At 64.0% G+C, this 14,551-nt stretch carries 13 protein-coding genes; 10 read left to right on the top strand and 3 right to left on the bottom strand.

Annotated elements, in window-relative coordinates:
• Positions 1–28: 28 nt before the first annotated feature.
• The 3 genes from TMPK1_RS15630 to TMPK1_RS15640 form a co-directional block, all read right to left on the bottom strand.
• Entirely contained in the window at positions 29–856 is an 828-nt protein-coding gene (locus TMPK1_RS15630; protein ID WP_420244085.1) for a helix-turn-helix domain-containing protein, read from the bottom strand.
• A 339-nt stretch (positions 857–1,195) separates the two neighbouring features.
• A complete protein-coding gene (locus TMPK1_RS15635; protein WP_420244087.1) occupies positions 1,196–2,272 on the bottom strand; it encodes an NAD(P)H-dependent flavin oxidoreductase in 1,077 nt (358 codons plus the stop codon).
• Positions 2,273–2,375: 103 nt separating this feature from the next.
• Positions 2,376–4,430 carry a M13 family metallopeptidase gene (locus TMPK1_RS15640; RefSeq protein WP_420244089.1) on the bottom strand — a complete coding sequence of 685 codons (2,055 nt, stop codon included), beginning with the start codon at positions 4,428–4,430 and terminating at the stop codon, positions 2,376–2,378.
• A gap of 252 nt (positions 4,431–4,682) precedes the next feature.
• Here TMPK1_RS15640 and TMPK1_RS15645 point away from each other — a divergent pair, with 252 nt between their 5' ends.
• The 10 genes from TMPK1_RS15645 (at position 4,683) to TMPK1_RS15690 (ending at position 14,534) form a co-directional block, all read left to right on the top strand.
• Entirely contained in the window at positions 4,683–6,617 is a 1,935-nt protein-coding gene (locus TMPK1_RS15645) for a methyl-accepting chemotaxis protein (protein WP_420244090.1), read from the top strand.
• Positions 6,610–8,139 carry a chemotaxis protein CheW gene (locus TMPK1_RS15650; protein WP_420244092.1) on the top strand — a complete coding sequence of 510 codons (1,530 nt, stop codon included), beginning with the start codon at positions 6,610–6,612 and terminating at the stop codon, positions 8,137–8,139. Before TMPK1_RS15645 ends, TMPK1_RS15650 begins: the two co-directional genes overlap by 8 nt.
• Entirely contained in the window at positions 8,136–9,215 is a 1,080-nt protein-coding gene (gene cheB, locus TMPK1_RS15655) for a chemotaxis-specific protein-glutamate methyltransferase CheB (RefSeq protein WP_420244093.1), read from the top strand. Before TMPK1_RS15650 ends, cheB begins: the two co-directional genes overlap by 4 nt.
• Positions 9,185–9,811, top strand: coding sequence for a HEAT repeat domain-containing protein (locus tag TMPK1_RS15660; RefSeq protein WP_420244095.1), 627 nt, complete (start codon positions 9,185–9,187; stop codon positions 9,809–9,811). Before cheB ends, TMPK1_RS15660 begins: the two co-directional genes overlap by 31 nt.
• The gene (locus tag TMPK1_RS15665; protein ID WP_420244097.1) at positions 9,804–10,652 is read left to right on the top strand and encodes a CheR family methyltransferase; all 849 of its coding nucleotides are present in this window, start codon (positions 9,804–9,806) and stop codon (positions 10,650–10,652) included. The genes TMPK1_RS15660 and TMPK1_RS15665 overlap by 8 nt, the downstream gene beginning before the upstream one ends.
• Positions 10,649–11,041, top strand: coding sequence for a response regulator (locus TMPK1_RS15670; RefSeq protein WP_420244099.1), 393 nt, complete (start codon positions 10,649–10,651; stop codon positions 11,039–11,041). Before TMPK1_RS15665 ends, TMPK1_RS15670 begins: the two co-directional genes overlap by 4 nt.
• Positions 11,038–13,182 carry a chemotaxis protein CheA gene (locus TMPK1_RS15675; RefSeq protein WP_420244101.1) on the top strand — a complete coding sequence of 715 codons (2,145 nt, stop codon included), beginning with the start codon at positions 11,038–11,040 and terminating at the stop codon, positions 13,180–13,182. Before TMPK1_RS15670 ends, TMPK1_RS15675 begins: the two co-directional genes overlap by 4 nt.
• Positions 13,179–13,427, top strand: a complete 249-nt coding sequence (locus TMPK1_RS15680; RefSeq protein WP_420244103.1) for a hypothetical protein — start codon at positions 13,179–13,181, stop codon at positions 13,425–13,427. The genes TMPK1_RS15675 and TMPK1_RS15680 overlap by 4 nt, the downstream gene beginning before the upstream one ends.
• Before the next feature lie 76 nt (positions 13,428–13,503).
• Positions 13,504–13,887 carry a response regulator transcription factor gene (locus TMPK1_RS15685; RefSeq protein ID WP_420244105.1) on the top strand — a complete coding sequence of 128 codons (384 nt, stop codon included), beginning with the start codon at positions 13,504–13,506 and terminating at the stop codon, positions 13,885–13,887.
• Positions 13,884–14,534 (top strand): chemotaxis protein CheX, encoded by a 651-nt coding sequence (locus tag TMPK1_RS15690; protein WP_420244106.1) that lies wholly within the window; start codon positions 13,884–13,886, stop codon positions 14,532–14,534. The genes TMPK1_RS15685 and TMPK1_RS15690 overlap by 4 nt, the downstream gene beginning before the upstream one ends.
• Positions 14,535–14,551 lie beyond the last annotated feature (17 nt).

The following is a 14,551-nucleotide window of genomic DNA, read 5'->3' on the forward strand; positions in this document are numbered from 1 at the left end:
CTGTCTCAGAAGAAAGACAGAATCCGTCTCATGTGAGCTCGGGTACCGGCGTCTGGACACATTTTTCAGTTTTCCCGCGGCGTACGTCCTGCGGGGTGCAACCGAAGCGCTGTTTAAACAGTCGCGCGAAGTAAACCGGGTTCTCGAAACCGCAACGGAACGCCAGCGCCGCAATCGTTTCGCGCGACTGCGCGACCGTCTGCAGTTCGACCAGGCTACGTTGCAGACGCGCTTCGCGAATGTAGTCGGCGACCGACAATCCGTAGCGCGCAAACAGCCGGTAGAGATGCGCGCGCGAGCAGCCGACACGGGCTGCGATCACCGCAGGCGTCAAGGTTGGCGAGCCCAATTCTTGCTGAATGTAACGGTTCACTGCTGCGAACAGCCCGTCGCTGCACTGTTCCGAGCTGCGCGCGATGCGTCCGAAATCCGCTGCAAGCGCGGTCAATGCCAGCTCAATCGTGGCACGCAGTGCAACTGCGCGCACCGAATTGCTTGCTGTCGGCGCAAGCCGCGCCAGGCTGCGCAGCTGTGCTGCGAGCATCGGTGCGAGGCCATTCGGCGACAAAACACGCTGGTGCAGAAAGCCCGGATCAGTGCCGAGCGTCGCTGCAACCGCATCGCGCGGAATATAGAGACGCAACGAATGATGCGGCGATTCCCATCGCACGGTGCCTGGTTGCGTAAAGTCGGTGAGGCGAATTCCGCCAGAACGAACGACGCTTTCGCGGTCGCCGACATCGATGATCTCGCCTTCTTCAACCAGCGCGAGATGAATGTCATCGCACCCGTCTTGCGCGCATTGCGTGCGCGAACGTTCAAGTTCGAGCGGCGACGAACTGATCTCGGTGAACATTCCTGCAGAAGTTACAAGGCGCTGCGCGCTACCTTGGAACGATTCTACATTGCTCGGATTGAGCAGGCGCGGCTGCGTGCGAAGCAACGCAGTCGAGCGCCAAAGATCAAAGCGTTCGGCGGGGCGAGCATCGTCGGTGCTTTGCTGGCGATAGTCGCAAGTGGCGGTGAGTGTGTGTGGCATATTTTTTCGGCGTCCCATTTGTATGGAACGGCGGAGGTCTGCCAACGGATGACGGAACGAGCAAACACTTCTGTATGTTTGTAGGTGTGGCGGATTGACCCGGCGAACCCGTTCAAAACAGAGATGTCCGGACGTGACGTAATCGTCACACCGCGCTTAGCGCAACTGCAACGCGAGCCGTGCAGTGTTCCAGATCTGGTCAACGATAGAAGCAGCCGGTTGTGCGCGTGCATACGCTGCGCTTTGTCCAGACCAGGCCTGCATGCGCGTGATGTCGTTTTTTGCGGAAGATTCTGCGCGCATTTGTGCAGTCAGCGCGCGCTGCACCGGGTAAGGCGCTGGCGCCGGTGCATCGGGCGCCGCAGCGGCGCGTGCATAGTCGGTTGCAAGCGCACGCCCGGCGCGGCCGCTGAAGGCGCGCGTCAGCATCGTGTCTTCGGGTCGCGCCGCCGCCAGCGCGTCGGCCCAGGCCGGTGCGATGCCGGCTTCGGGGCTGCGCAGAAAGCCGGTGCCGATCACCACCGCACTTGCGCCCAATAGGAAAGCGGCAGCGGCACTACGCCCGTCGGCGATTCCGCCAGCGGCAACGACCGGAACGCGCACCGCATCCACCACCGCGGGCAGCAGCGCGAACAGCCCGACCGCTTCTCGTTCGGCGCGGTCGGATACAAAAGCCCCGCGATGGCCACCCGCTTCAGCGCCTTGCGCGATTACCACGTCGGCGCCTGCCGCTTCGGCCTGCCGCGCTTCGGCGACGGTGGTGACGGTGGCGAACCACGCGATGCCGCGTTGCTTCATGCGCGCCACGAAGTCCGGCGGATAGAGACCCATAATCGACGAGATGACGCTGGGCTGCGCCGCCAGCATCGCTTCGCATTGCGCCGCAAAGTCGACCAGCGGTGCATCGCCGGCGTCATCGGCCACAGCCGGTCCCCAATCGCCGAGGAAGGCGCGCACCTTCGCTTCATGCGCCGCGTCGCGCACCGGCGCCGGATCTGGAATCCAAAGATTGAGCTGCAACGACCCGTTGCTAGCAGCGCGAAACTGCGCGACCCAATCGGCGATCGCATCAGGCTGCAACAGCAATACGCCGGCCGCCCCCATGCCGCCCGCATTGGCGACGGCAATCGAAAGCGCTGGTGGGCAGGCACCGGCCATCGGCGCCAACAGGATCGGCACGCGCAAGCCAAAGCGGGAACAGAATGTGTGGAGTCGGGCGGCGATGTCGTTCATGCCGCCAGTCTGCGCCGCGCACGCGCGGGTGCGAATGTTCTTTTCGAGATGCAGCCAGAGATGGATGCGCGCAGCTCATACTGCGCGCATCACATTTCATCCTTCACCAGATACGGACGCGGTCCTTGCTGTCGAGATACAGCTTGTCGCCCGCTTTGACCGGGAAGGTTTTGTACCAGGCGTCGAGATTGCGCACCGTGTCGGCGCGGAACTCGCTCGGCGCATGGCCATTGGTCAGCAATGACTGGCGCAGTGCCGCCTCGCGGACCTTGCTGCGCCAGACCTGTCCCCAGGCGAGGAAGAATTGCTGATCGCCGGTCAGGCCGTCGACGGTCGGTGCCTTCCCGTTGGTCGCTGCTTTCCACGCGTCATAGGACGCGTTGATGCCGGCCACGTCGGCGATGTTCTCGTCCAAGGTCAATTTGCCGTTCACACGCGCATCGGGGAACGGCTTGTACTGGTCGTACTGCGCCGCAAGTTTGGCCGACGCGGCTTCAAACTGTTTCAGATCCGCGTCGGTCCACCAGTTCGACAATTTGCCGGTGGCGTCGAACAGCGCGCCCGACGCATCGAATGAATGGCTGATCTCGTGACCGATCGTCGTGCCGATGCCGCCGTAATTGGCGGCGTCCGACGCTTTCGGATCAAAGAACGGCGGCTGCAGAATCGCCGCCGGGAAGTTCAGCGCGTTCTGGATCGGCAGATTCACCGCGTTCACCAGCTGCGGATTCATCTGCCATTCGGTCTTGTCGACTTGTCGGCCCAGCTGGTTCAGGCGCGTCTGCAGTTCGAATTGTTCGGCGCGAATATGATTGCCCGCCGCATCGCCGCGCACCACTTCAAGGCCGCTATAGTCGCGCCACTTCTCGGGATAACCGACGCCGACATACATCGCCGCCAGCTTCGCTTTCGCCTGCGCCTTGGTTGCCGGCGTCATCCAGTCGAGACGATCGACGCGCTTGCCGAACGCAGCGACGATGTTCTTGACCATCTTCTCGGCCGCGACTTTGGCTTCGGGCGGGAAGTATTTCGCGACGTAGAATTGTCCGACCGCTTCGCCCAGCGCCGCATCGGTTGCGACCACCGCGCGCTTGGCGCGTTCGCGCTGCTGCGGCGTGCCGCTGACGGCCGTGCCGTAGAAGGCGAAACGCTCGTCGGCAAACGCTTTCGGCAGGAACGCCGATTCATGATCCAGCGTGTGGTAGGTGAGATAATCCTTCCACACATCGACCGGCTCGCTCGCGACCAGCGCCGACAGGCCGGTGAAGGCGCTCGGTTGCCACACGATGAAATCTGCTTGTTTGCCGAGATTGGCAGCAGCGAAATACGCCTCCCAATCCAGTCCCGGCGCCTTGGCGGCAAAGTCTGCGCGCGCCCAACGATTGTTCGCCTTTGACACGTCGTGCGACTCTTCGGCGGTCACGTGCGCTTTCGCGATCTTGGTTTCGAGATCGAAAATCGCATCGGCTTTCTTGGCTGCGTCGTCGATCTTGGCCAAGGTCAGCACGTTGACGATGTGCGCTTTGTACTTGGCGCGCAGCTCGACCATGCGCGGCGAGTCGGACAGGTAGTTGGTCCGCTCGTTCATGCCCAACCCGCCCTGCAGCAGATAGGCGCCGTAGATCGACGGGTCGGCGAAGTCGGGCGCGACCCACAGGCCGAACAGATTGTCGGTGTAGTAATTCGTGTTGTTCAGCGGATCGACGTCATGGCGCAACGTGGTGCCCAGCACGGTCGACAGCGACTTGCGATCGGTGATCGCGGCGATGCGTTGCAAGCGCGGCTGCAACGCTTTCAAGCCGGCGGCTTCGATCGAGGCTTCATCCATGAAGCTGCCGTAATAGTCGGCAATCTTGCGTTCGTTGCTGCCTGCGGGCGCGTCGGCGCGCATGCCTTTGATCAGCTCGACAGTTCGTTCCTGGCTCGCTTCGTTCAAATTGGCGAAGACGCCCAGCGAATTGCGATCGGGCGGAATCTGCGCCGACTTGAACCAACTGCCGTTGGCATAGCCGAAGAAATCGTCGCCGGGCTTTACCGTGCGATCGATGCCGGCGAGATCGACGCCGTGATGTTCGGGCGCGGCTTGCGACAGCGGCGAAAGAGCGAGGGTCGCAACAGTGGCGGCGAGCAGGAACGCGCGCGGGCTGGCTGAAAACATTTGTGAAATCCGGATGTCAGAGCGAAGCGTGCAGTAGGGCGGTCCGGACCGCACCGCTCAAGGCGCAACGTGGTGACGAAGTATGACTCGTGCGCCGGACTGCGTTTTTTTCGACACAAGTGAACTTTCACCGCTAGGCGGGCGTATAGCACGGGGCCTGGGTTGCGCGTGCAACTCCAGCCGGATGGGGTGTGGCCGGACGCTTGCGCAGTCTAGAACCCTCATTCGCTCTTCTCGCGCCCCCGGAGTGCCATGGCTCTCGTCAAGACATCCAAGATTTCCGCCGACGCAAAGAAGAAGCGTGAAGCCGCACCCGAAGCGCCATCGCCGGTGAAAAAGGCGCCCGAACGCATCAACAAGCGCCGCGTTTCAACGGGTTCGCGCCAAGACAAGGCGTCTGAACGCGTCGCCGCCGCCACTGAAGAACTCGCCAGCGGACTATCCGAGGCTGCGGCCGCGGCCGAAGAGCTGCGCCGTGCGATGGAGCAGATCGCGGCCGGCGCCGAGGAAGCAGCCGGCGCATCGCAGGAACAGGTCGGCGCGATCAAAATGATCGTCAACACCTTGAGCGTCGCGCGCGGCCAGGCTGAAACCTCGCGCCGCCGCACCGAAGCGGTGCAGCAGGCGCTCGCCGATACGGCGGGACAGATCACACTGTCGGTGCGCGCGATCGAAAAGAACGCCGAACGCCAGCAAGCTGCGGTCGCGATCATCGCCGAGCTGGAACGGCGCGCGCAGGACATCAGCGAAATCACGCGCACGGTCGGCAAGATTTCGGACCAGACCAATCTGCTGGCGTTGAACGCGGCGATTGAAGCGGCGCGCGCCGGCGATCATGGCCGCGGCTTTGCGGTCGTCGCCGAAGAAGTCCGTGCGCTGGCGGAATCATCCGAGAAAAGTGCGCAGGACGTGCAGCGCCTGGCCGAAACGATTCAGGGCAAGGTGCGCGAGATCGTGCAGTCGATCGGCGTTGCGGCCAAGACGGCAACCGAAGAAGCCAAAGCCGGCATCGCCGTCGTCGCCAGTCTCGATGTGATGCGCGCCGACATAGCGCTGCTGGCTGAGGGTAGTGAAAGCACGCTGACCGCCGCGATCGAAGCCGAGCAGGCGGCCGGCGAAGGACAGCGCGGTGCCGAGCAAGTCGCTGCCGCTGCCGAAGAACAATCGGCGGCGTCGGCCGAAGCGCAGAGCGCAATCCAGCAGCAGGCCCAGTCGCTCGACCAAGGACAGATCGCCGCGCAATCGCTGGCGCAACTGACCGAAGACGTGCGCATCGGTACGGCGGGCGAACGTGCGGTCGAAGAAATCGGCGCCACTGCCGAAGAATTGTCGGCGACGGTGCAAGAGCTTTCGAGCGCGGCCGCGCAGATCATGGCCGCGGTTGAGCAGATCAATCGCGGCGCGCAGCTGCAGGCATCGGCGACGCAGGAAACCTCGGCAGCGTTGGCGCAAATCGAATCCAGCGCCGGCATCGCGCAGCGCAACGCGCAAACCGCGGCCGAGCGCGTGCAGACGATGGAACGTGCCCTGGCGGACGGCCGCAGCGGCGTCGAACGTCTGGTGACCGGCGTACAGCATGCGGTGCAGGAAACCGAGGCCAGCCTGGCGCTGATCGCCAATCTCGAAACCTTTGGCCGGCGCATCGACAAGATTGTCGACGGCATCGCGCTGGTCGCGGTGCAGACCAGCATGCTGGCAGTCAGCGGTGCAGTTGAAGCGGCGCGCGCGGGTGAGTCGGGTCGCGGTTTTGCGGTCGTGTCGGGCGACATTCGTACCTTGGCGCGCGAAGCAAGCGACAGTGCCGACCGCGTCAAAGACATGGTGCAGCTGATCGTCGACCAGATCGCGTCGGTGCGCCGCGACGTCGAGCAGATCATTTTGCAGGCCGATATCGAAGTGCAAAAGAACCAGCTAATCGCCGACTCGCTGAACAAGATGGACGGCGAAGTCGATGCGCTTGCGTCGGCCAACGACGCCATTCTGAAAGGCGCGGCCTCGATCATGTCGGCGATCGGCCAAGTGGCGGCCGGCGCGCGGCAGATTGCAAGCGCCGCCGAAGAAGCCAGCGCTGCGTCGCGCCAGGCCGCTTCGGCTTCGTCGCAGCAAGCGCAAAGCGCCGAAGATCTCGCGGCAGCGATCGAGGAAATTGCCTCGCTTGCCGACGAGCTGAAATCGCAGAATGGCTGAGACCGCGTCAATTGAGACTGCGACGGCACGTACGGAACGTCGCTTTCTGACCTTCCGTCTGGCCGGCCGACTCTACGCGCTGCCCGCCGACGAAGTGGCGGAAGTCATCCATGTGCCGCACGCGGCGCGCCTGCCGCAAAGTCCGAAAAGCCTGTTGGGCCTTGCCAATCTACGCGGCGCCGTGCTGCCGCTGGTCAGTTTGCGCGCGCTGCTGGGACAAGACGGTGCAGCACCCGCCGCGACGGCGCGGGCCATCGTGCTGGCGGGCGAGCAGCCCATCGTTTGCAAGGTTGATGCAGTCGACGCGCTTGTGTCGGTCGATGCGGCACGGGTGGAAACCGCAACCCTGGCCGGTGACGAGGGCGAAAAACTGCGCGGCGCCTTCGCGCTGCAGAACGATGCCGGCGTTGCCAAGATCCTCGATTTGCGCGGGATGCTCGAGGCTGAGTTCGCGCAATTGCAACGGCCAGCGCAGACCGCCACGCGCGGTGTTGCTGCAACGCTGCGCCGCGATCTTGCCGAGCAGCGCGACGACCGCCAGCTGCTGGTGACGTTCGAGGTGCGCGATCAGGAATTCGCGCTGCCGCTCGACGCGGTGCAGGAAATCATCGTGCCACCCGACAATCTGGCGCTGGTGCCGCGCGCCGAAGCAGTGCTGCTTGGTGTGATCGCCTATCGCGACACGCTGCTGCCATTGCTGTCGTTGCGCGGCCTGCTTGGCTTCGCCTTGCCCGACGCCCCGACGGGGCGCGAGAAGATCGTGGTAACACGCGTCGGTGGCGTGCAGGTCGGGTTGGTTGCCGATCGCATGCGTGCGCTGCTGCGCGCCGGCAGCGACGAGATCGATCCGACGCCGACCATGCTTGCGGCGCGCAGCGGCGGCGAAGCACGGATCAAATCGATTTTCCGCGGCGAAGGCGGGCGACGTCTGGTGTCGGTGCTGGCACCCGAAGCGCTCTTCCGGGAGGACGTGATGCAGCGTTTGGGAGACGTCGTGCCGAAGCCGCAAGCCGGCGCCGTCGCGCAAAGCAACAGCGAGACGCTGCAGCTGCTGGTCTTTCGTCTCGGCGACGAAGAATTCGGCTTGCCGATCAGCGCCGTCGACGAAGTCGCGCGCGTGCCGGACAAGATTTCCAAACTGCCGAAGACGCCGAAATTTCTCGAAGGCGTCGTCAATCTGCGTGGCGAAGTCTTGCCGGTGGTCGATCAGCGCCGCCGCTTCGACTTGCCCACGATGGAGGGCGGCGAAGGGCGCCGGCTGATCGTCGTGCGCACCGAGCGGCATCGTGCGGGTTTGATCGTCGACGCCGTGTCTGAAGTCCTGCGCTGGTCGCAGGACGCGATCGAACCGGCACCGGACCTGACCGGCGACACGACGCGACTGATCAGCGGCGTGATCAATCTCGAAGCCAAATCGCGGATCGTCTTGCTGCTCGATCCGGCCGAACTTCTCAGCCGAACCGAACGCAAACTGCTCGATGCATTTGAGACCCGCACTGCCGGGGAAGCCGCTTCTTCGTGATCAAGCTGCTGGTCGTCGACGATTCAGCGCTGGTGCGCAAATTGTTGGGCGAAATCTTCGGCGACGAAGCGGATTTCGAACTCGCCTTTGCGCGCAATGGTCTGGAAGCGCTGGAGCAACTGCAAACCTATGCGCCTGACGTGATTACGCTCGACGTGCATATGCCGCAGATGGACGGACTCGCCTGTCTCGACCGGATCATGGTGCAGAAGCCGCGGCCGGTCGTGATGCTGTCGTCGCTGACCGCCGACGGTGCCGACGCGACGTTGAAAGCGTTGCGGTTGGGCGCGGTCGATTTCGTCGCCAAACCCAGCGGTGCGATCTCGCTCGGCCTCGACGAGATGGCAGACGAGCTGGTGACCAAGGTTCGTTCGGCAGCAAGCGCGAAGCTTCCGAAAAGCCTACGCCTGAAAGAACGCGTGCGGCATCGCATGCAGGGCGCGCGGCCGACACGACGCGCAACCGGGAAGGCAGCGCCCGCAGCGGAGTCGTTGCAGGGCGATGGGCTGGTGTTGGTTGGAACCTCGACCGGCGGGCCGCCTGCGCTCGAAACATTGCTGACGTCGCTGCCCAAAAAGTTTCCCTGGCCGGTGCTCGTCGCGCAGCACATGCCGGCCAGCTTCACCGGCGCGTTGGCGCGGCGGTTGGACGGGATCTGCGAACTGACTGTGGTCGAAGTGACCAAGCCGACACCGCTGGTGCCGGGTTTTGTCTATATCGGGCGCGGCGACGCCGACGTGATCGTGACGCGCCGGGCCGGCGTGCTGGTCGCAATGTCCGCGCCCTCACGCGCCGACTATCCGTGGCATCCATCGACCGATCGTCTCGTGCGCAGCGCGAGGGAGCACCTGCCCGCCTCCCAGCTGGTCGGCGTGTTGATGACGGGCATGGGCTATGACGGCGCTGCTGCGATGGCCGAGATGCGCGCCGCGGGCGGCAAGACGATTGCGGAATCCGAAGAGACGGCGGTGGTCTGGGGCATGCCGGGCGAGTTGGTGCGTGCCGACGGCGCCGACTTTGTGCTGCCGCTGCCGCAGATCGCTGCATGCCTGGAACGGTTGATGCCATGCCGCTGATCCGCAAAGACGCCGCCTCGTCTGCGCCCGCGCGGGAACATGCAGACCTTCTGCGCAGCGACGACGCCGACGAACGGTGGCGCGCAGCGCGCAGTCTGGCGACGTCGCCCGCTGGTGCGGCGGCGCTGGGTGCGGCGCTGGCAGGTGAACAGGATCCGCGCGTGCGCGAAGCGATCTTCACCAGCCTAGCGCGGCTGGGTGCGGTTGACTCGGTGCTGCCGCATCTACGCAGCGACGACGCCAATCTACGCACCGGCGCGCTCGACGCGTTGCGTGCAATGACCGATGCGGTACGCCCACATCTACGGTCGTTGTTGGCGGATCCGGATCCCGATGTGCGCCTGTTGAGCTGCGAGCTGACGCGCGCGCTGCCGGCTCGCGAAGCAAACAGCCTGATGATCGAGGTGATCGACCGCGAAGCGCATGCCAACGTCTGTGCGTCGGCGGTCGACGTGCTCGCCGAGTTGGGCGAAGCAACGGCGATCGCATCGCTCGAACGCTGTGCGACACGATTTGCAGGCCAAGGATTCCTGCCCTTCGCCATCCAGGTCGCGATCGAGCGCATCAAGGCGCAGCAAGAAGCGACCGATGGATGAGGCGACATCGGTCAACGAAGAAGAATTCCGCCGCTTGTGCGATTTCCTCTATCGCCGCACCGGCATGATCTTCACCGAGACCAAACGCTACTACGTCGAACGGCGCGTGCAGGAACGGATGCAGGCGACCGGCGCCACGTCCTTTGCCAGCTATTTCGCGCGGCTGCGCAGCAACGTGCGCGGCGAGATCGAGCAATTCGTCAACGCCTTCACGATCAACGAGACGTATTTCTATCGCGAAGACCATCAGCTGCAGTGTCTGACGCGCGACCTGCTGGCCGAGCGGACTGCCGCCAAGCAGACTGGCGATCGGCTGCGCATCTGGTCGGTGCCGTGTTCGACCGGTGAAGAGCCCTATTCGATCGCGATGTGGCTGCTCGACAACTGGCCCCAGGTCGATCGTTACGACATCGAAATCGTCGGATCCGACATCGATACGCGGGTGCTCGATGCGGCGCGGACGGGCATTTATGGCAAGCGCGCTTTGATGCGCCTGTCGCCCGAGCAGATCGCGAAATACTTTCAGCAGCTCGATGAAGAACGCTGGCAGATTCTCGACGATCTGCGCGGTTCGGTCGGCTTCGCTCCAGTCAATCTGATCGAGCCGGCGGAAACGCTGACGCAAGGCCGCTTCGACGTCATCTTCTGCCGCAACGTGCTAATCTATTTCGACGACACGTCGCGCCGCGTGGCCGCCGAGAACCTCTACGAAGCTCTGGCGCCTGGCGGTTTCATCTGTCTTGGTCATACGGAATCGATGAGCCGTATCTCCCCCTTGTTCGAAGTGCGCCGGTTTGAAGACGCGATCGTCTATCAACGCCCGCTCAAGAGGCGCGCATGACCAAACGCGTCCTGATCATCGACGATGCCAATCTGGTGCGGATGTATTACCGCGACGCATTGCAACGCGCCGGCTATGAAACCGCCGAGGCGATGAACGGTCTCGAAGCGCTGGAATATTTGTTGGCGCAGCCGGCCGATCTGCTGATCGTAGACGTCAATATGCCGACGATGGACGGGCTGACTTTCCTGCGCGCGTTGCGCCGGCAGGCGCTGCCATTGGCGGCGACGCCGGCGCTGGTGACCAGCACCGAAGCGGCACAGGTCGACATCAACGCGGCGCGGGCCGCGGGTGCGAATTTCTATCTCGTCAAACCGATCGCGCAGGATCTGTTCCTGCGCTACGTCGCGCTACTTTGCGGTGGCGCGCCCCAAGGTGCGTCGAGATGAACGAGTTCCTCGAACAATTCCTGATCGAGTCGCGCGAATTGGTCGAACAAGCGACCGGCGATTTGTTGGCGCTGGAAGAATCGCCGCAAGATCACGACCGACTCGACAGCGCGTTTCGTGCCTTTCACACGTTGAAAGGCGCGGCGCGCATCGTCGAGTTCGACGCGATGGGGCGTGTGCTGCACGCGGCCGAAGAAATGCTGGTCGCGGTGCGCGCGGGCGAACATCCGGTGACCGCCGATCTGATCAGCGATTGCCTCTCTAGCCTCGACCAGGTCGTGCAGTGGCTGGATGCGATCGAAACCGGCGGCGACCTGCCCACGGTCGCCGCAACCACGGTCGATGCGCTGTTGCAGCGGTTCGAAAAAGCCGATGCGCGATTGGCACCAGCGCCGGTCGCGACCGGCTGGGCCGAGCCGCTTGCGGCGTTGCATCCGTCGGCACGCACCGCAATCCGCTATGCGCCCGACGAAGGCTGTTTCTTCCGCGGCGAAGATCCGTTGAGCTTGCTCGAACGTGTGCCGGGCCTGCTCGCGCTCGATCTGCAGCCGACGGCGCCGTGGCCCGACCTTGTGGCGATCGACCCGTTTGCGTGCAAGTTGGTGATCGTCGCCTTGTCGACCGCACCGCCGGGCGAGATTGCGTCCTTGCTCACCACCGCTGCAGGACAGGTGCAGATCTTGGCCCTGGCCGCCGACGCGTTCAGCTCTGAAGCGCAGGCCTTACTGCAAGCGCAGCTTTTGCTGGTCGCCGATCGGGAAGAAGAGAATTTCACCGGCCGGTTTGCTGCCGCCGGCAACGTCGTTGCGAACGTGCTGCGCGCGCAGGGCCGCGCAAGTCACGCCGACGCGCTGTTGCGGCTGGTCGCGGCCGGCGACGCCGACGGCTTTGCCGCGGCCTTGCAAAACGTGCTGCGCGGCGACGACGAAGAGGCGGGCGAGATTGCGCGGGCGCCACAGGACGTGGTGGCGCGCGCGCTACGCGTTGAAGTCGAACGGATCGACGCGCTGGTCAAACTCACCGGCGAATTGACGGTGGTGAAGAACGCGGTTGGACATGCGTCGCGCCTGGCGCAGGGCGGTGCCGACCCGACCGCGCTGGCGCCGCTGCTGAAGGAGCAGCACGCGCTGCTCGACCGGTTGGTCAGCGAGCTGCAGCGATCGGTGCTGGGCATTCGCGTATTGCCGCTGCGGCACGTCTTCCAGCGCTTCCCCAAGCTGGTGCGCGAAATGAGCGCCAGTCTTGGCAAGCCGGTGCGACTTCTAATGGAAGGCGAGGCGACCGAAGCCGACAAGGCGATCGTCGAAGCCTTGTTCGAACCGCTGCTGCACGTGTTGCGCAATGCGCTCGATCATGGAATCGAACCGGCCGAAAGCCGGGCCAAGGCGGGCAAGACCGCGGTCGCGACCGTGCTGCTGCAGGCGGTGCGCGACGGCGAACATGTCGTGGTCGAAGTGCGCGACGATGGCGGCGGTGTCGATCTCGACCGCGTGCGTCGCGTTGCGGAGACGCGGGGCATTGCCAGCGCCGACGCGTTGCAGGCGATGGACGAGGCGTCGCTGCTCGAGCTGCTATTTGCACCGGGATTCTCGACCGCTTCACAAGTGACCGACATTTCGGGACGTGGCGTCGGCATGGATGCGGTGCGCGCGGCGGTGGCGCGGCTAGGCGGCCACGTATCGATTACAAGCACGGCCGGGCACGGCACGTCGGTGCGATTCCTGTTGCCGTTCACCTTGATGATGTCGCGCGTGATGACGGTCGAATCGGGCGGTCAGGTGTTCGGCATTCCGTTCGAATCCATCCTCGAAACTGTGCGCATTCCGCGCGCGCAAATCACGCAGATCGGCGCCGCCCATGCCTTCGTTCTGCGCAACCAGACGGTGCCGCTGGTCGATCTTGCTGCCGCGCTCGATCTGCGCGGTGCCGACGAGGTGCGCAGCGATGAAGCGAATATCGTCGTCACCAGCTTTGCCGGTCAGCTGGGTGCGATCGAAGTCGACCGGTTCGGCGAACGGTTGGATGTGATGCTGAAATCGATGGATGGATTGCTGGCCGGCATGGGCGGCGTTGCGGGCACGACCTTGCTCGGCGATGGGCGCGTATTGATCGTGCTCGATGTACAGGCGCTGTTGCGATGACGGTGCGGGTCGACGAAACCGGCTCGATCCGGCTGGAAGGAACTTGCCAGATCGACGACGCAGAGCTGTTGCAACGGCTGCTATTGGCGCATCCTGCCGCCGCAGTCGATTGGCGCGACTGCGAGCACGCACATACGGCACTCATTCAGCTCATCCTGGCCGCCAGGCGAACGGTGCGCGGTCCGTCCCGCGTACCATTTCTCGAGAAATGGATCGCGCCGCACTTCCACGCGTTAGCGCCCTGATCCGGGCTATCGCCACAACGGCGCAAATGGAAAAACCAAAGGGATGGCGCCGCCCGACGCGCCCGGAGAAGCGGATATGACGTACAAGGTTCTGATCGTCGACGACAGCAAGCTTGCGCGCATGGCGGTCGGCAAGGCGCTGAACAGCCTGCAGCCGAGCTGGACGCGGCTCGAAGCCGCCAATGCCGACGAGGCGATTGCGAGCGTCAAAGACAACGCGCCCGACATCGTTCTGCTCGACTTCAACATGCCCGGACGCGACGGGTTGGCGCTGGCTGCCGATCTCAACAAGCTGCATCCGGAGATGCCGCTCGCTGTGATCTCGGCCAATATTCAAGACGAGATTGTTGCCCGCGCCCGCGCCATCGGCGCTGCCTTTCTGCCCAAACCGCTGACCGAACAAGCGCTGGCCGACTTTCTGTCGGCGGCGCAGTTGCGGCTGCGGGCCGTGGCGCGGTGATACCCCAACCGACAATTACGCTCGACGATCTCGAACGCGACGCGCTAGCCGAACTGGTCAATGTCGGCGTCGGCCGGGCGGCCGCGAATCTACGGCAGATGATCGATCGGCAAGTGTTGCTGTCGGTGCCGGGTGTCGCGATCGTGACGCGCGAAACCGCCGCGAGCATGATTGCCGAACGTGAGAGCAGCAGTCTCGTCGCGGTGCATCAGGCGTTCGAAGGCGATTTCAGTGGCCGCGCGCTTTTGATTTTTCCGGAAACCAACAGCCTCGAATTGGTACGCGCGGTCACCGGCGGCGAGTTGCCGTTGGAAGACATTATCGAGCTCGAGCAAGAGGCGCTGGCCGAGACCGGCAACATCATTCTGAATGGTTGTCTGGCGACGATTGCGAACATCCTGCAGCGCAGTCTGCGAATGTCGCTGCCGGAAATCCTGCGTGGCTCGGGCGCCGATTTGTTTGCGCTCAACGCCGAGGTTGCGCCAGCCGAAGACGTGGTTCTGTTTCTCTATATCGATTTCTCGGTCGATGACCGCGACATACGCGGCTACATCGCGATGTTGATGGACCTGCCCTCGCTGACCGCGTTGAAGAAACTGCTTGCCGATTTCATCCGGCAAACTGCGGGCGAGGCCAATGCCGATTAGGGGCACTGACGCCTATC

Source organism: Roseiterribacter gracilis, from assembly GCA_018332375.1.
Lineage (GTDB): Bacteria > Pseudomonadota > Alphaproteobacteria > BOG-932 > Roseiterribacteraceae > Roseiterribacter > Roseiterribacter gracilis.